A 17,613-nucleotide genomic window follows, 5' to 3' on the forward strand; every position below is an offset into this window, starting at 1 on the left:
AAAAAAGATTAATATACCATTTTACGGTACATTTAGATGGAAATAGCTTCTTCAACTAACCGGGCAGAATAGTTAAACAAAGATTGAGACCTTGCTGGTGGATTAATTTATGAAGTAAAGGAGGAAGTTTTATATCAAACCATATATTTATTACAACAAAGAAAATTGGATTATAATTTAAATAAATATTGAGTTATTAGGAGTTAGAAGATGAAAAATAAAAAAATAAAAAAAGAAAGGCAGAACGGCTTTTTTAAAGAAAGCCTAATTGAGCTCTTATTTGAAGTGGCTTGGAACATCTTAATGTTTATACCAAGAATGATGATTCGCTTAATAAAGGACATTTGGTGAAGTGGTTAGTCAAAATAGAGCTAACGGTTGCTTTGGTCAAAAAAACAACAATCTTTACGAAAACAGCCAAAGTAAAAAAGCCCAGCCCATTACAGGCTAAGCAGGTTTCCGTTTTGATGTCTGTACCCCAATTTCAGCTTAGACTGTTGGGGTTGGTGGTTCTGGTGGTTCGGGTGGGATTGGAAGCTGTGGAGGACGCTGATTGTAGCTTTTGTTATACCATCCCATATATACAACACTCCTTTTTCTACTATATATATGGGATGAAAAAATACATGCTTGTCCAAATTACCTAAGTTCAGTGCTTTTATCTTATCGAGTCTTCTATTGAAAAAATCCCTCTCAAAAATTCGTTCTAATAGAGTACACCCAATAGGAACGTTTTCGAAATCCATTTAAATCAAAGTTACAACCTTATCTGTCACTTTAGACGTTATTTTGCACCTGTTTAAATCGCTTTTTCATATTTATTTGATTCCGATTACTAAACTATCCCGTGCAAACAAATACCTATGTATTTATATTTAATACACGCATCACAAAGATCTCGTTTGATGCAAATTTTAAATTACAAGGTTAATTAAAAGTTTGAGATTTTAAAATATTGTACTATGATAAATTTAATTCCATTATTTAAGTTGAGCAATTGTATGGGGCAATGACCCTTACTCTTACACAATCTAGAGAACATTTTACCTAAGGAGTGGTTATAATGGCACGTGTTTTATTTATTAATGGTGGATCAGAAGGACATCTCAATCCAACTATTGGAGTTGTGCAAGAGCTTATTTCGCGTGGTGAAGAGGTAGTGTACTTTACGATAGAAGCTTTTCGAGAACGTATTGAGAAGACGGGAGCTACTGTACGAACATTTGACGGTGAAAAATTTATAAAAGCTTTTATCTCAGGTGGAAGAAATTATTTACTCGAAAGAATCAATGGTCTTTTGCTTACGGCAGATATCATGATACCTAGTGTTCTGGAGCAAATCGAAGGGGAACAATTTGATTATATCATTCACGATTCCATGTTTGGTTGTGGACGTTTACTTGCACAAATACTAAAACTTCCGGCAATTAATTCTAGTACTTCTTTTGCACAGACAAAAGCATCATTTGATAAAATGTTGGAACATCTTTCACAAAATATCCCAACAGAAATTGTTAAAACGATAAATGATGATTTTCAAAACCTGACAACAAAAATTAAAGAAAAATATGATGTTGAAATCCGTTCTCCTTATGAAGTTTTTTGTAACCCTGCACCACTTACAATCGTTTATACAACTAGGGAGTTTCAACCCTTTGGAGAAACATTTGACCAAACTTACAAATTTGTAGGTCCATCCATCTCTTTACGATCAACGCAAGAAAACTTCGACCTTACCGCAATCAAGGGAAAAAGCCTAATTTACATTTCTCTGGGTACTGTCTTTAACCAAGCAATTGATTTCTATAAGCTTTGTTTTAAGGCATTTGGGAACACTGATCATACTGTTGTCATGTCTATTGGGGAAAAAGCTCAAATATCTGATTTGGGGGAGATTCCTAAAAACTTCATTGTAAAAAATTATGTTCCACAAATTGAGGTGCTGAAATACACTAAATTATTTATCACACATGGTGGAATGAACAGTACCAATGAAGGTCTCTATTACGGGGTACCGTTAATTGTAATCCCACAAAGCGCTGATCAGCCTATAATTGCTCAACAAGTTGCCAATATCGGAGCCGGTATTAAATTACAAATGCAAAACTTAACAGCAAATCAACTACGTGAATCCGCAGATCATGTGTTAAACCACCAATCTTTCCATAAAGCTGTTGTAAATATTAAGGAATCCTTTCAAAAATCGGGTGGGTATCACCAAGCTGTTGATGAGGTTTTCGAATTTAAAAGTGAATATGATATCTAAATACAAATATTTCTCAGCTACGATCATTGTTGACTTTTTCTTAGTGGACAGCAACTTCTTTTTTAATTGCAGTAATGCAACAATATCTAGATTGTGAAGTTATACACGGTAAAGTAACTGGGGCGTTAGTTCAACAAGCTCTTCAACAATCGCTTTTTTATTAAACGGATCAGAATAGTTCTATAAATGATTCGATGTAAATAATTAAGAAACCCAGCTAATCTTCTCATGTGAAGGTAGCTGGGTTTTTAAAGGTGGATATGCAAAATAACACTTAAAATATGCGCAAATTATCGGTCAAGTGACACCATTTAATTGAACAACGCACTTTAAACCAAACTAGATATGTATGTTGAATTATAGATATAATTGTGTAGGATTATACTTATTATAATGCGCAGTATGGAGGAAGAAAAATGAAGATTATAGAATTACCAATTGAATTTGAATTTAATGGACAAAAAAATTACATTTATCCTAGCTTAATTATATTAGAAAATGAACTTACCTTGGTCGATACAGGGTATACAAATTTTTTAAATTTAATCGAAAATGAAATTTTTAATAATGGATATGAAATAAAAAATTTAAAGAATATAATCATTACTCACTATGATGATGATCATATAGGTTCCTTATATGATTTCAAAGAAAAGTATCCTTGGATTAACATTATAGCTAGTGAAATTGAATCAAAATACATTAGTGGTGAAATGAAGGCAGAGAGATTGGTTCAAGCCGAAAAAATGCTAGAAAATATGCCAAATGAAGATATGGAATTTGGTAAATGGTTTATACAGCAATTAAAGAATTTGAAGCATGTTTCAATAGATGAAAAGATACATGATGGTGATATGATTTTAGATAACAATTGTAGAGTAATAGCAACACCAGGGCATACTTCAGGGCATATTTCTTTATATTTTCCAAGTTTAAAAAGTGTAATTACAGGTGATTCAGCTGTTAAAGAAAATCATGAATTAGTCATTGCTAATCCACACTTTTGTTTAAATCTTGAGAAAGCAAAACAGTCTTTGACAAAGATTAAAAATCTTAAAGCTGAAAATTACTATTGTTATCATGGTGGAAAATTCACTTTATAATTTGGGGCTGAACACTAATATTCGGCACTTGAATTAAACAACTTTATTATCTCTACACACAAGCCGGGTTTAACAACCTTTGATATTACATTACATCTTCAGTAATCGGGCGCGATTGCTGAACAATGAGCAGTCGCTTTTTTACTAGGCGGATCCGAATATTTCTTATAAATAATTAGATGTAAATAATTAAGAAACCCAGCTAATCTTCTGATGTGAAGGTAGCTGGGTTTTTAAAGTTGGATGTGCAAAATAACACTTAAAATATACGCAAATTATCGGTCAATGTGACAGCCACGCTACGAACTGCATCTTAAAATTCACCAAAAACGAGGGTTTATGGTGAAAAATATCCTTCCTTAGCGTATAAAAAGCCTGCTTTTTCATTCCAAAAAATGTCTTACCGTATGTTTTCCGCGAAATGTTGGCGGGACCCCATAATGTATTTTAACGGAAGTACGAAAAACAAAAACCCCTTGCCGCACAAGGGGTTTTTGTATAGGGAAATAAAATCGATTGGCACCAGAATTTATTTTGTTTGATTATGTATTCTTGATTTATGGCCTCTTGTCTATTCATTATTTTCATACCAACATATTCTATAGTAAGAGTGTTAAAAGGAGGGGATTTGAATGTTTTTTTGTGATAGAAGACGCCGTTGTGATCGATTTGATCGTTTTGACAGATTCGATCGTCGTGACAGATTCGATCGATTTGATCGTTTTGACAGATTCGATCGATTCGATCGTAGAAGAAGGTGTTTTTGGTAATTTAACCCTCAACTCAAATTACAAGCTCTGGATGAACACCTATTTCACAGCTTAATCCTGTTCTTGGATAGTTATCTAATACCTCTTGCAAATGACGTTTCACGTCATCTATATTTACTTCACTTAGCAGGCACCTCTGTGTCTGTTACATTTTTTTTAGAATACCTTTTTCAACGAACTGGCCAGTTCGTTGAAGAACCTAATCAATTAGGTTACATAAGAGATCTTAGAAGAAATAACCAATTAAAATTCGTTCGTAAAAGTACACTTTTACGAACTTTTTTGATTGTTACTTCTTTAAAATAGACTCTCTTAAACAATGCTTTTGATTTTTCTTCTTCAACTAACGAAAAAACGCTAGTTCACATAATCAAATGTTATCGGCATTGAAAAAGGATCTTCGACTCGAGGATCCTTTTAGCTTCTTGTTAAATTAATTTAAATTGAGTTAATTTTGGACATATTTTAGATTTAATTATATCTCAGAGTAATCCTACATCCGTACAATGACCGTTCCGCCACCACCCTGGACACACTTGGTATCTTCTTGGTCTTGCATGGATTGTAACAATTGATTGTTCTGCGCAATCAACTTACTCAGTTGATCCAATTGATTCCCGAGACTGTTCAACATTTGGAACATATGCTGCATATCTGATGAATGACCATTATATGAACTGGTCGGATATGACGGATATGACGGATATGACGGATATGAATAGCCTGGAGTACTCCCTTGTCCATGGCCTACCAGAGTCTTGAGAAGGGGACGGATGGGACATACCACCATGAGCTTGTGTTCCTAAGTTTGATCCCTGTGCTCTTATACTGGCTTGACCTAAGGATCCACCTTGTTGGCGGCTTACTCTTTGGCCCTGACGATAATAGTTCCAATTCGGTTCATAAGAATTGTGAGAAGACATCCGTTGTTAACCTCCTTTCATCATACAAACAGTTTATTCAGTTTTTATTTTCCCGGTACATTCATCTAAAAGTTGATTGATTTGCCCATTGGTTTTAATAGCTTTTTTGTTTTCCATTGTTTTTCACTTATGCCAGGCAGCCATTAAAACATTATCGACCTAGAATTTTCATTCTCTGTGGTGAAGCGCTGATTTTTGCGCTTCATGGATGGCTAACGGGTGCTTTACTTCAATAAGGGAGTTGCTTCGGCAGCTCTTATGGAACTAAAGGGGCAGTTTAGTTGAAGAAGACCATCGCAATGATTGTCTATTTTTTATGTCTTTAGTATCCATTATTGTTTAATGGAACCAATTATGAGGTAACTAATCTGTAATGCAATATCCACCAATTTGGAAATTTTGAGCATAATAAAAAACCTTTAAATTAACATTTAAAGGTTTTATTTTTTGAACTAAAGTCTTATCAAAATTTTTACATAAAAAAAATTAATAAGATTAATAATAGGTAATAAATATCAAAAGGGAGTGATCTGATGTTAAACAAAATAGCTATTTTTATTTTATTGTTTTCCTTAACCTTAACTATTTCAAATACAGACGTTGTACGAGCTCAAACGTTATCTAATCAAAATCAAAATACTGTTTTTGAATATACACCTAATTACAATAATCTATACAACTTTTTGAAAATAACAGAAAAGGATTATACACATTCACTAAAGGAAGGAAAGAGTATGGCAGAGATTGCTGAAAGTCAGGGCGTCTCAAAACAATCTTTAATTAACTTTTTAAGAAACGAGATGACTACTCAATTAGATAAACAACTCAATGAAGGTAAACTTAATAAAGAAAGCTATACACAAATAAAAAATAATTTAAACCGTGCTATTGAAGATGATATTAATTATAAAACTCAAAAACTTAATGAAAAACCTTCCGAATGATTGAATATTAAGGTCAACAATACAATGACATTGAAAAGAGCTGCCCGTAGTAGTCAGTTATTGGCTACTACGGGCAGCTCTTTCTTTTTTTAATCATCTGAAAATATCTGCTCCGGGACTTATTACATAATACCAACCATTTGTATCATTATTAGTTTCAGCTACCCATGTAAGTGTATAATCTCCTCTTGGAATATCATAAAAAGTTATGTTTGAATTAAAGTCAGAAGTAACATATTTTCGTTTAACAAGGGCTCCTCCATCCAATTTTCTCAAATCCCATCTTGTTGAAGCTTTTTCACCAGAATGAACACCCCATTGTTTAATTCTTACCACAATGTTCCCACCCCCGTGGTTATCAATAGTACACCCATCGTATGTACCGATATTGGTAAATCTCACTGGCCAAGTATCACTGACGGTAGCACCAGCTTGAAGTGGTAGAACAGAAACAGATAATAGTAAAATCAGAAACATAAGTACATTTTTTTTAAGTTTCATTAATATTTCCCCTTCCAAATGAAAAGCTACCATTATATTCTAATTATAGTTTTATGTTCCAAATTTTTATATGTTTTTAACAATGCAAATTTTTACAAAATTAGACTTTTTTCATTTTGTTATAGAAATTCACTGAATTCAAATTCTCTTATATCAAAACGGCCCCTTTAAAATAAACCCCTTCAAAGTTGTCTAATCTGACAATGTTAATATCACTATAAAGATTGTGAAGAAATGTACTTAAACTAAAGGGGCAGTTTAGTTTAAGTACATTTCTTCACAAACTCCATTTTAAATGTTTATACTCCTGGTTAAATCTTCTTTGCCCTATGTCATTCTCTTCTTCCTCAATATATTGACGCTGTTTTTCATAGGGGATAACAATAGATTCTTCACCAATAATATCCACTGGTACCGTTATGACTTATAGCAGTTAAGTCATTTCATTCTATTAAATAATTCTATACGAAGATATTTGTGATTTTGTCAAAATAACCAGGCGTATAACTTTAATTTTTATTGTGGTAGGATTAGGCAACCATTTGAGAGGAATAGGATATCGGTCGTTTTTTCATTTGCTGCATAATAAAAAAGCCTCTACTTTTTCTAAAACAATTATTCTGTTGAAAATAAAACCCAAAGTTCTAAACAGAGTACACTTTATGAAAAGAAACATAAGCAGCTAGTCCCCAATAATAATAGTCATTACCTTTGGTAATTCAGAATTTATAACCATAAAAACAGCACCACATCCCAGAATCTTATACTATTTTGACTCCAACGAATCAATACAAATACTAAAAATTGTAGGAGGAAAACAATATGAAAAAACTATTATTTCCGTTCCTTGCATTGGTGATGTCCCTCACTCTTACTGCTTGTAACAACAATAATGACACAAATGGGATTTCTCAACAGGAGCCATCGGGTGACACCTCACAGCAGGAGATGTCTGAGTTCAGTCGTGAACTACACGACTGTAAATCGAGGAAATGTCAGAGAGGAGCTCTACACGAGCCAGGAAGCAATCGAAGCGGTGCAGAACGGTCAGCCAATCCCTGACGGCACCGTAATCACTCTCGAAATCTATAGGGATGAAAAGCTTGATGAAATCTTCGTGATGGAAAAGCGCGATGGCTGGGTAGACCAGAATCCCCCTGAGATGCGTAACGGCGATTGGCTATACCAGGAGTTCAATGGAGACAAGTCAGTGGATTACGAGGAAGACATCGGTCGCTGCTTTTCTTGTCACGCCAATCAGGAGCGTGATGACTTCGTGAACACGTTGGATGAAATGAAGAAATATGATCTTGAAGATTTTACAGGATCAAAGGACAGCAGTACAGAATCCAAGATTGCAGGTATTCCTACAAAACACTGGGAGGTAAAAGCGTTAGACGATAATCTGGAGGCCTCGCGGGATATTTTGCATGGAAATAGCTTAATGGAAGATGAAGAAAAAGTGGGGATTATCCAGAAGGTTCTTTTGATGATCCATTTTAATCAAGAGACATAGGGGATTTTTTAGCATTTAAACGAAATTTGGATGTTATCATCAATGATACTTCCCTACGAAGAACGACCCAAGTATTAATTAAAGTTGAAAGAGGAGAGCCTTTTGAATCGAATTATGTTAATCAGGCTGGTTATTGACCTTTCAATGACAGTTCTGATGTTAGTTGCAATGGCTTACCATATTACTGGAAATACAATCCATGAACTGGTAGGAGTTTTATTGTTTTTGTTGTTTATTGCCCACAATATTTTAAATCGAAGATGGTATAAGATAATTTTTAAGGGAAAGCACAATGTACGACGTATTCTGAGCATTGCGGTCAATTTGCTTTTTCTTGTATCTATGGCTGTAGTAATGCTAAGTTCTGTGCCAATTTCCCATGACATATTTGCCTTTATTCCTATAAACAATGACATGATTCTATTACAGATACATGTTATGACTTCATATTGGGGATTTATCTTCATGGCTGTGCATATAGGAATGTCCTGGGGAACAATTATCAATGCAGTACGAAAGATAACGGGAATTACTAGCACCAGTCGTATCCACACAATTGTGTTTCGTGTCATAGCGGTGATGATTGTTGTTTATGGTGTGCAGGCTTCTTTCGAGAGAGATATGTTTTACAAGTTAACGGTATATAATCCATTTGGTTGGAACATTGATAAGTCCTCCATGGGATTTTTAATAGATCATCTATCCATCATGGGAATATATATTAGTGGGACTCATTATGCTCTGAAATTTGTTCGGAAGCAGGATAAAGCTATGGCGTACAAAGATAGGTAAATTGCAGAATGAAAAAGTGCATTAATCCGGGATTAGATTAATGCACTTTTTTAACTAAATTAATATAGAATGAACCCACGTGAAGGGGAATCAAGCTTTTACCCTTTGTTCATATTGCTCCTTCAGGTGCTTTATATCTTCTTTTGGTGGTAAACCAAACATGCGCGAATATTCACGGCTGAATTGTGATGGACTTTCATAGCCTACCTGGAATGCAACATCTGCTGCATCTGCTGATTCGGATAATAACAGGCTTCGGGCTTCTTGAAGTCTCAGTTGTTTTTGGAATTGAATTGGGCTCATCGCGGTTATCTCTTTAAAGTGCCGATGAAGTGAAGAAACACTCATATTTGCTATTTCCGCAAGTTCCTCAATCTTAAAAGACTTTTCATAGTTATTCATGATATGTTCAATCACGTCACTGATTTGAAGAGTAGAACTTCCTTCTATTGCTATTTGTTTCAGCATATCCCCATGTTCTCCTTGCAGAACCCTATAGATGATTTCTTTCACGATTAAAGGAGCAAGTACCTTGATGTCTTTTGGAGTATCTAGCAAACGAGCTAATCTTGTTACCGCGTCTAGCAAAGATGGCTCTGTTTTGCTGACATACATACCTCGTTTTGCATTTTCCTTTTTGTCAACTCCCATTTGGAATTCACGTAACACCTCTAATATTTCACTCGGTGTAAATTCAAGTTTGAGAGCAAGATAAGGCACATCGGAAGAGGCTTCCGTGACTTGTCCGGTAATTGGCAGCTTAACGGATGCAACAAGGTAATCGGCAGGACCGTACCTATAGAGCTCCTGTGACAAGAATACCTCCTTCATCCCTTGAACCACAATGCATAAGGAAGGCTTGTGAACTCCGTAATTTGGTCCGGTATCATTAGAATAACGGGAGAAAAATAAAGACGGAATAGCAGTCATTTGAGAACCGTCCCGTCCTGTGTGACCCTCTATGATTTTGGCGAGCTCAACTCTTTGTCTATATAATTGTTCAAACATAAAATCCTCCTTTGTTTTCTTCATCCGTGTTGGTCCCATTATAAGGCTAATTTACTTTCTGCGTAAATGGTCGTGAGAGGATTGGGCAATCATTTGAGAAGAATGGGATACCGGTTGCTTTCTCCCTTGTAGCATAATAAGGATGCGGATAAATAATATAACCGTTTGAAGCGATAATAATGCAAAGAATGAAAGATAAATCATGCAAAGCGTACATTAGAACGAAGTGATCCAGAAGTTTCTTCTAACGGGCTGATTGTATGGAAATAAGCTGTTGTTATGCTGTGGCTTCCAAGTGTAGAAGTTCGAAGGGGATTTTTACTGGTAACTAAACAAGATACAAAAAGTCTAAAATGCAAAACTTAATATATCACATCATAGATAAAGGGGTAGATAGAACAGAATGAAAAATACTTGGAAAATTTACATGCTGACCCTTATTAGCTTCGTGGTCGGTACTTCACAATTCGTCATCGTAGGTACGTTGGATAAAGTGGCGGATTCCGTCGATGTATCGGTAGCAACCGCAGGTCAGCTTATTACCGTATTCGCTCTCGGTAACGCAATCGGCACGCCCCTTGTTATGGTAGCAACCTCGAAGATGGATCAGCGTAAGCAATTGTTACTGGCTCTGGCCATCATACTACTCGGCGTCATTGGGGTAATCACTCTTCCAGGCTTTGGATTGTTGATGGTCTCTCGCGTTTTACTGGGGGTAGGAACAGGGGTCTTCGTTGTCACCGCCTATGGTATAGCTGCAAAACTGGCGGCTCCTGGACGTCAAGGTGGAGCGATGGCTAACGTCGCAATGGGGTATAGTTCTTCACTTGTCTTCGGCGTTCCCCTTGGCCGTATGATTGCTACGTCTTATGATTGGAAGGGCATCTTCTGGGGCATTGGCCTCTTCAGCCTATTGGCTATCTTTGCCGTTGCACGGACGATTCCGGTCATGGAGGGCGAAGCGTCTGTTTCTCTGGGCAAACGTCTTACCCTCTTGAAGAATCCGAGGATCGCACTCACACTTGGTGTAACCTTCTTTGTATTTATTAGCTATTCGATGCTCAATACGTATATCACTCCCTTTCTGACCGCCGTTATGCCAACCATGAAAGGAAAATTAAGTATCATTCTCTTAGCTATGGGTATAGCAAGCTTGATTGGCTCTAAGGTTGGTGGCTTATTGGCAGACCGGATCGGCATCGTTCGCACGCTGGTCGGCTCCATGGTTGTCCACATCATCTCACTAGTGTTGCTGTCCACTGTCTCTGGATTTGGATGGGGAATGGTTACCCTCCCGTTGCTTATGATTTGGGAAATCGCTGCTTGGACGTTCGGGCCTACCCAAAACTTTAACCTAGTCTCGTTGACTCCAGAAGCCTCTGGTATCGTGCTTAGTCTGAACAGTTCCTTTGTACAACTTGGATTTGCAGCTGGTGCTGGAATTGGAGGTATTGTTGCAGGGAGGTCATCAATACTAGAAATCAGTTGGGTTGGAGCTACATCAGTCGTGATTGCTCTACTGATTGGAGTGTTTTCATTTAGACGCAGCCGTGAGCTCTCAAGTGCACAGCAGTGAAGTTTTAGAAAATAGATTCAGCAGATGCTTTGGATGGCAAAACATCTGGATCAATAAATTTACTTTTTATTAAGAAAGGATAGATATAAATTATGTCTAATACAAAAGAAAAAGCTGTGATTATTACAGGTGCTTCTAGTGGAATTGGAGAGGCAACAGCTAAAAAACTTGCTTCTAAAGGTGCGAAGTTGGTCTTGGCAGCTCGTCGTGAAGATCGTTTACAGCAGTTACAGAAAGAAATCGAAAAAAATGGTGGAAAAGCTATTTATAAAGTAACCGATGTAACGTCACATGAACAAATGGAAGAGCTTGCTGAGTACGCGCTTCAAAAGTTTGGAAAAATTGATGTATTAGTGAATAATGCTGGCGTTATGCCACATTCATTTCTTTATAAAAAAAGAATCGAAGACTGGAATAAGATGATTGACGTAAATATTAAAGGCGTACTTTATGGGATTGCGGCTGTGCTTCCGTCCATGAGAGAACAAAAATCAGGACATGTCATTAATTTGTCTTCAGTAGCTGGACATGTTGTTGGAGCTGGAAGTACGGTCTATGCAGGAACAAAGTTTGCGGTACGTGCAATTACAGAAGGTCTTCGCAAAGAAGAGTTAAGTAACAATATTCGTACAACCATTATCTCACCAGGAGCTGTTACGAGCGAAATAATAAATTCCATTACAGATATGGATCTTAAACCAGGAATCGATAAAGCATATGAAGGTGCGATAGACGCTGAGAGTATTGCTGGTGCGATAGCTTTTGCCATTGAACAGCCATCAGATGTAGCAATTAATGAAATGCTTATTCGTCCTACACATCAAGAGAGATAATTTAACACCAATAAATTTTGTTTATTGTAAGTAGTATGTTCCGATTATTTAAAAAACAGGAGGTTTTTATATGCAAAAAGTAATTTTGAACAATGGTGTTGAGATGCCTATACTAGGCTTTGGTGTTTTTCAGATTCAAGATGAAAATGAGTGTGAACAAGTCGTTTATGACGCAATAATGGCAGGCTATCGTCTGATCGATACTGCTGCCTCTTATCTAAATGAAGAAGCAGTAGGCAGAGCAATCAAACGGAGTGGTGTGCCAAGAGAGGAATTGTTTATTACCACAAAACTCTGGGTTCAGGATGCTGGTTATGAGAGCACAAAGAAAGCATTCGGTAGTTCACTTGAAAGACTGCAATTGGATTATTTGGATTTGTATTTAATTCATCAGCCATTCGGAGATGTATATGGTTCTTGGCGCGCTATGGAGGAATTGTACCGCGAAGGTAAAGTCCAGGCTATCGGAGTTAGTAACTTCCAAATGGACCGTCTGATGGATTTGATGACTCATAATGAAGTAATTCCTGCTGTAAACCAGGTTGAGACACATCCTTTCTGCCAGCAAATAGAAAGTTCTAAATTTATGAAAGAGAACAATGTTCAAATAGAGTCTTGGGGGCCATTTGCTGAAGGAAAAAATAACATGTTTCAGAACGAAATTTTAGTATCAATAGCCGAAAAGCATAATAAATCCGTTGCCCAGATTATTCTACGATGGTTGACACAAAGAGGAGTCGTTGCGATTCCGAAGTCTGTTCGTAAGGAAAGAATGATTGAAAATTTCAATATCTTTGACTTTGAATTAGGTCAAGAGGATATGGAAAGAATCGCTACTTTAGATACGAAAGAGAGCTTGTTCTTTTCACATCGCGATCCTGAAATTGTGAAATGGATTGGTACCCGTAAACTTGATATTTAATGCTATCATACACCTTGCGTTAATTCTGTGGTAGTTCATGTATATTTTCATTTCAAAAACAGCCAGTTTACCTAACTGGCTGTTTTTATTAAATTATTACGTTCTTATTGAACTCCCTCAGTTTAATAGATAATGCTCACGAATACTCGCCTATTCGCAGGATTTCAAACCACAAGGTATAAGGTTGCTTTAGAGGAACGAAAGAGGTAGGACCGTTTTTGATAAGATGGGGGCAGATTGAAATAGGGGATCATTTGAAAATCCCCCGTGAGTACTCAGATCTCCAGCTTCTCCAAAGATGCCCGCCAGTGAAATACTCTCATCATACCGAGGGGCTCTGTTTTTTTTAAGCCGATAATTAATGCTCACAGGAATGCTATAGGGGGCTTGAGTTGAACAACGGAGGTAGCTGCCGCACCTCTTTTTCTTATTTCAATGTTAGTTTGTGAAGGATTGTACTTAAACTACCATGAAAATTAAACACTAATAATAAGAAAAAAGACCATATTAAATAAAACGCAAGCTTCAATTTTTTTGAAAAAGAGCAGCGCCCTATTAGATCTTCTAATAAATCGGTGGTTAGGATGCCTCTGATATATTTACGGTATATCCTAAGTTTTCTAACCTTCGGACCGAATTTCTTACAATGGAAGCTTGCTTTTGTTTATCAAAATAATCTTCGCCTAAGTCTACATACATTTCTTTCCTTGTTAAAAGATAATAAGAAATTCTTAACATGGCGTGGGCAACGACAATTCCAGCTCGTTTTCTTCCTTTTCGCGCAGCTGTCCGTCTGTATAGAGCTCCAAGATAGTTTTTGGAGGCTCCAACTGAATGAGCAGCTTCGGTTAAAGCAGATTTTAAATATTTATTTCCCTTTTTGCCTCTGGTTGATTTCCTTTTTCCTGCACTTTCATTGTGTCCTGGTACGAGGGCGGCCCATGAACATAATCTGGCTGCACTTTCGAACTGTTTTTCAACGTCCGTTCCGATTTCAGCTAGTATTTGTTCTGCCATCCGAGTGGCAATACCAGGTATTGAATCCAGTCGTTCTATGCTTTCTTGATACACACTAACTCTTTGGGCAACCTCTTGATCAAGTTTTTCAATCTGTTCAGTCAGAAAATCAATATGAGTTAGAATCGTTTTGAGCATCATGCGTTGATGAGGATTCACATACCCATTCAGGGCAAGGATTAAATCATCTTTTTTCTTCTTCATCGAGCGTCGCGCAAAGTTTGCTAGTTTCTCAGGATCATCCTCACCATTTGCGATCGCTTGAAGCATGTCCTTTGATGAAACGCCCATAATATCAGATACGACAGATCCTAATTTGATATTTGCACCTTCAAGTACCTTTTGAATTCGATTATGCTGTCTAGCTCGTTCTTCAATAATACTTCTGCGATAACGAACAAGCTCACGTAATTCTCGCTGATTTCGATCAGGGATAAAGCTTGCTTTCAACAACCCATGACGAAGAAGTTGAGCGATCCACTCGGCATCCTTGACATCTGTTTTTCGACCAGGGACTGCTTTCATATGTTGTGCGTTAACAACTAAAAATTCCATTTCTTCAGCCTCAATTAAGTTCACGATAGGCTTCCAAAACACACCTGTGCTCTCCATAGCGACATGAGTGCAACCATGTGATTTAATCCAATCCATCAGTTGAATTAAAAACACCGTTTTTGTAGAAAATGTTTGAATCTCCTTTCCTTCGGGGGTCATAATGCAGGCGGTAATGTTATCTTTATGTACATCCATTCCGCATACTCGTTCAATGATAACTTCCATTGAAACCATCCTTCCTATGGCGAAAAAATTAGAGGCTGGTGCAAAAACCAGAATAGGATTAATCTACCATGAGTGCTTCCCGTAAGGGAGCGACAGTCTGTGATGCACCGAGGTCGTTGGAGTCAGACTAACGGATGGGCTCTAATGGCACCATAGTTCATCGACCTTCCTCACCCAGCCATAGAATCAGTATGGACGGTTTTCCACCATTTTCATTCTCTGTGGTGCAGCGCTGGTCGTGCGCTGCATGGTTGGCTAACGGGTGCGTTAGTTGAATAACATAAATGAATTTGGAGCTATGATTATAGCTCTTTTTTTATTGGTACTAAAGTCAGATTAGTATTATATAACTTATCAACTATGGATTATTTTACCCTTATGAATATTTATTCTTTATTGTTATTATTTTCTTAAAGGTTCAAATTATTTTAATATGATATCGTTAATTCACCATTAAGGAATGTGGTTTACTGTGAAATCAATAAATACAATTAACTTAGTTACAAAGTTATTAATTTTTTTAATTTTTGTCTCTTTTAATACATTTATTTGTTTTTATGCAAAAGACAAAACAGAAGGGATAGTTACTGCGTGTATAGGTAGCTTTCTTGTGATTTTAGTAGCAACTATTGGATTTCTTCTAAGTAAGAAGCAAAGGTAATCGGATTTTCTAATCGCAAGGGGATGTTGGTTAGTAATAATTCTTACATACCTTGCCCCTATGATTGAAAGTAGATGGTTAGGTTTACTTTTTGTCTTGATAAATCTACCAGAATTATTATGGTTAATGAATTAACAGGTGTTTTACTTCAATAAGGGAGGTTGCTTCGGCAACCTTTTTCGTGCGCCCGGCATGGGTGCAATCTATAGGGTGTGAGTCCCGAACCATGAAGGCAGTAGTAATGGTTAGCTTAATGCAAGGGTGTCCATGGTGACGTGGAATCTGAAGGAAGCAAGCGGCAAACCTCCGGTCTGAGGAACACGAACTTCATATAAGGCTAGGTATCATTGGATGAGTTTGCGAAACAAAACAAAGTCCTTACTGCCGAAGGTGGTACAGAGTAAATGAAGCAGATAGATGGAGGGAAAGATTGCACTCTTACCCGGGGAGGTCTGATGACAGCCAAGTACACTTGGTAACCTGTCCAGTGATGGACAGCTGAATCATCAGAAGTCAGCAGAGGTCATAGTACTTGTCTACTCGAGAAGATAAGGAAGGACCGAACAGATTAAGGAGGATGAATACTAGGCGTTCGTTATCTGCGAAGAAGCAAACAATTCCTAACGGAACTTATTTGAAGGAAGAAGTGGTGAATACACGGGGAACTTCAAAAGGGCGGAGCAGATAAAGGCACAAATAGACCATCTCGTCCACGCAGGGAAAGGATATCAACGATGTTAATGGAACAGATACTAGAGAGGGAAAACTTAATACAGGCATTGAAGCGTGTAGAAAGAAATAAGGGAAGCCATGGTGTAGATGGAATGCCGGTTCAAAACCTGAGACCGCACCTCGCAACCGAATGGTACAACATGAAAACTGCCCTTTTACAGGGTACCTATCAACCGCAGCCCGTCCGTCGTATCGAAATCCCGAAACCAAACGGCGGAGTTCGGCTATTGGGTATTCCAACCGTTCTAGACCGTTTCATTCAACAAGCCATTGCCCAAATATTGACCAAGATATATGACTCAACCTTTTCGGAGAATAGCTATGGGTTTCGCCCTAACAAACAAGGGCACCAGGCGGTTCGAAAGGCAAAGTCCTATATAACCGAAGGTTATACATGGATAGTGGATATGGACTTGGAGAAGTTCTTCGATAAAGTGAATCATGACAAGCTCATGGGAATGTTAGAGCGGAAAATTGAAGATAAACGAGTTCTCAAACTGATTCGTAAATTCCTTCAAGCAGGCATTATGATAGGCGGACTTTTTCATAAAAGTGAGGAGGGAACTCCGCAAGGAGGTCCGTTAAGTCCTTTATTATCTAATATCATGTTAGACGATTTAGATAAAGAACTAGAGAAACGCAATCTTCGATTCGTAAGGTATGCGGATGACAGTACTATCTTTGTGAAGACACGAAAAGCCGCCAAACGTGCAATGGGAAATATCTCAAGCTTCATTGAAAATAAACTGAAGCTAAAGGTCAACTACGAGAAGTCGAAGTATGATCGCCCTTGGAACAGAACGTTTCTCGGTTTTAGTTTCACGAAGTCAAAGAAGAACCCGAAGGTTCTACTGGCTAAACAAACGGTGAAGAGAGTAAAGAAACGAATCAGGGAAATGACCTCGAGAAAATTACCGATACCCATGAAACTCCGAATAAATAAGTTAAAGCAATACCTTAGAGGTTGGATGGGGTATTTCGCCCTCATTGATACTCCGAACGTATTGAAGAATTTAGATTCATGGATTCGAAGAAGACTCAGGATGTGCCTATGGAAGCAATGGAAATTGCCAAGAACGAGGGTGAAGAAACTCAAAGGATTAGGCGTCCCATTTGGAAAAGCATATGAATGGGGAAATAGCAGAAAGGGTTATTGGCGCATAGCGCATAGTCCTATTCTAGACAAAATCCTTAATAATGTTTATTGGCTCCACCAAGGGTTAGTAAATCTATATGAACGATATACAAAACTACGTCAGACTTAAACTG

The 17,613-nt window shown here is 37.3% G+C and carries 16 protein-coding genes; 12 read left to right on the forward strand and 4 right to left on the reverse strand.

What is annotated here, in order from left to right:
• Positions 1–210 precede the first annotated feature (210 nt).
• The 4 genes from NST21_RS11070 (at position 211) to NST21_RS11085 (ending at position 4,194) form a co-directional block, all read left to right on the forward strand.
• Entirely contained in the window at positions 211–351 is a 141-nt protein-coding gene (locus NST21_RS11070) for a hypothetical protein (RefSeq protein ID WP_340889116.1), read from the forward strand.
• Between the two features lie 712 nt (positions 352–1,063).
• A complete protein-coding gene (locus NST21_RS11075; RefSeq protein ID WP_340889117.1) occupies positions 1,064–2,266 on the forward strand; it encodes a macrolide family glycosyltransferase in 1,203 nt (400 codons plus the stop codon).
• Between the two features lie 416 nt (positions 2,267–2,682).
• Entirely contained in the window at positions 2,683–3,369 is a 687-nt protein-coding gene (locus NST21_RS11080; RefSeq protein WP_340889118.1) for an MBL fold metallo-hydrolase, read from the forward strand.
• A 660-nt stretch (positions 3,370–4,029) separates the two neighbouring features.
• Positions 4,030–4,194 (forward strand): hypothetical protein, encoded by a 165-nt coding sequence (locus NST21_RS11085; protein ID WP_340889119.1) that lies wholly within the window; start codon positions 4,030–4,032, stop codon positions 4,192–4,194.
• A 438-nt stretch (positions 4,195–4,632) separates the two neighbouring features.
• Here the strand turns inward: NST21_RS11085 and NST21_RS11090 are convergent, their stop codons facing one another.
• On the reverse strand, positions 4,633–4,929 hold the full coding sequence (locus NST21_RS11090; RefSeq protein ID WP_340889121.1) for a hypothetical protein: 297 nt from the start codon (positions 4,927–4,929) through the stop codon (positions 4,633–4,635).
• Between the two features lie 666 nt (positions 4,930–5,595).
• Here NST21_RS11090 and NST21_RS11095 point away from each other — a divergent pair.
• Positions 5,596–6,006 carry a hypothetical protein gene (locus NST21_RS11095; RefSeq protein WP_340889123.1) on the forward strand — a complete coding sequence of 137 codons (411 nt, stop codon included), beginning with the start codon at positions 5,596–5,598 and terminating at the stop codon, positions 6,004–6,006.
• A 93-nt stretch (positions 6,007–6,099) separates the two neighbouring features.
• Here NST21_RS11095 and NST21_RS11100 read toward each other — a convergent pair whose 3' ends face one another.
• Positions 6,100–6,507 carry a hypothetical protein gene (locus NST21_RS11100; RefSeq protein ID WP_340889125.1) on the reverse strand — a complete coding sequence of 136 codons (408 nt, stop codon included), beginning with the start codon at positions 6,505–6,507 and terminating at the stop codon, positions 6,100–6,102.
• An 822-nt stretch (positions 6,508–7,329) separates the two neighbouring features.
• Between NST21_RS11100 and NST21_RS11105 the strand changes: the two genes are divergently transcribed.
• The 3 genes from NST21_RS11105 to NST21_RS11115 all read left to right on the forward strand — a co-directional run bounded on the left by NST21_RS11105 (position 7,330) and on the right by NST21_RS11115 (position 8,815).
• The gene (locus tag NST21_RS11105) at positions 7,330–7,569 is read left to right on the forward strand and encodes a hypothetical protein (RefSeq protein ID WP_340889127.1); all 240 of its coding nucleotides are present in this window, start codon (positions 7,330–7,332) and stop codon (positions 7,567–7,569) included.
• Positions 7,544–8,023 carry a cytochrome P460 family protein gene (locus NST21_RS11110; RefSeq protein ID WP_340889130.1) on the forward strand — a complete coding sequence of 160 codons (480 nt, stop codon included), beginning with the start codon at positions 7,544–7,546 and terminating at the stop codon, positions 8,021–8,023. Before NST21_RS11105 ends, NST21_RS11110 begins: the two co-directional genes overlap by 26 nt.
• A gap of 102 nt (positions 8,024–8,125) precedes the next feature.
• Positions 8,126–8,815: a DUF4405 domain-containing protein gene (locus NST21_RS11115; RefSeq protein ID WP_340889132.1), complete on the forward strand. Its 690-nt coding sequence runs from the start codon at positions 8,126–8,128 to the stop codon at positions 8,813–8,815.
• 90 nt (positions 8,816–8,905) lie between these two features.
• On the opposite strand, the gene NST21_RS11120 is transcribed toward NST21_RS11115, so the two are convergent.
• Entirely contained in the window at positions 8,906–9,823 is a 918-nt protein-coding gene (locus tag NST21_RS11120; protein WP_340889134.1) for an AraC family transcriptional regulator, read from the reverse strand.
• A 403-nt stretch (positions 9,824–10,226) separates the two neighbouring features.
• Between NST21_RS11120 and NST21_RS11125 the strand changes: the two genes are divergently transcribed.
• The 3 genes from NST21_RS11125 (at position 10,227) to NST21_RS11135 (ending at position 13,154) form a co-directional block, all read left to right on the forward strand.
• Positions 10,227–11,399, forward strand: a complete 1,173-nt coding sequence (locus tag NST21_RS11125; protein WP_340889135.1) for an MFS transporter — start codon at positions 10,227–10,229, stop codon at positions 11,397–11,399.
• A gap of 92 nt (positions 11,400–11,491) precedes the next feature.
• On the forward strand, positions 11,492–12,232 hold the full coding sequence (locus tag NST21_RS11130; RefSeq protein WP_340889136.1) for an SDR family oxidoreductase: 741 nt from the start codon (positions 11,492–11,494) through the stop codon (positions 12,230–12,232).
• Positions 12,233–12,302: 70 nt separating this feature from the next.
• Complete coding sequence (locus NST21_RS11135) at positions 12,303–13,154, forward strand: aldo/keto reductase (RefSeq protein ID WP_340889137.1); 852 nt, start codon at positions 12,303–12,305, stop codon at positions 13,152–13,154.
• Between the two features lie 579 nt (positions 13,155–13,733).
• Here NST21_RS11135 and NST21_RS11140 read toward each other — a convergent pair.
• The gene (locus NST21_RS11140; RefSeq protein WP_340888989.1) at positions 13,734–14,951 is read right to left on the reverse strand and encodes an IS110 family transposase; all 1,218 of its coding nucleotides are present in this window, start codon (positions 14,949–14,951) and stop codon (positions 13,734–13,736) included.
• Positions 14,952–16,346: 1,395 nt separating this feature from the next.
• Here NST21_RS11140 and ltrA point away from each other — a divergent pair.
• On the forward strand, positions 16,347–17,609 hold the full coding sequence (ltrA, locus tag NST21_RS11145; protein WP_340889138.1) for a group II intron reverse transcriptase/maturase: 1,263 nt from the start codon (positions 16,347–16,349) through the stop codon (positions 17,607–17,609).
• Positions 17,610–17,613 lie beyond the last annotated feature (4 nt).

This window comes from Peribacillus sp. FSL K6-1552 (genome assembly GCF_038005205.1).
Taxonomy (GTDB): Bacteria; Bacillota; Bacilli; order Bacillales; family DSM-1321; genus Peribacillus; species Peribacillus butanolivorans.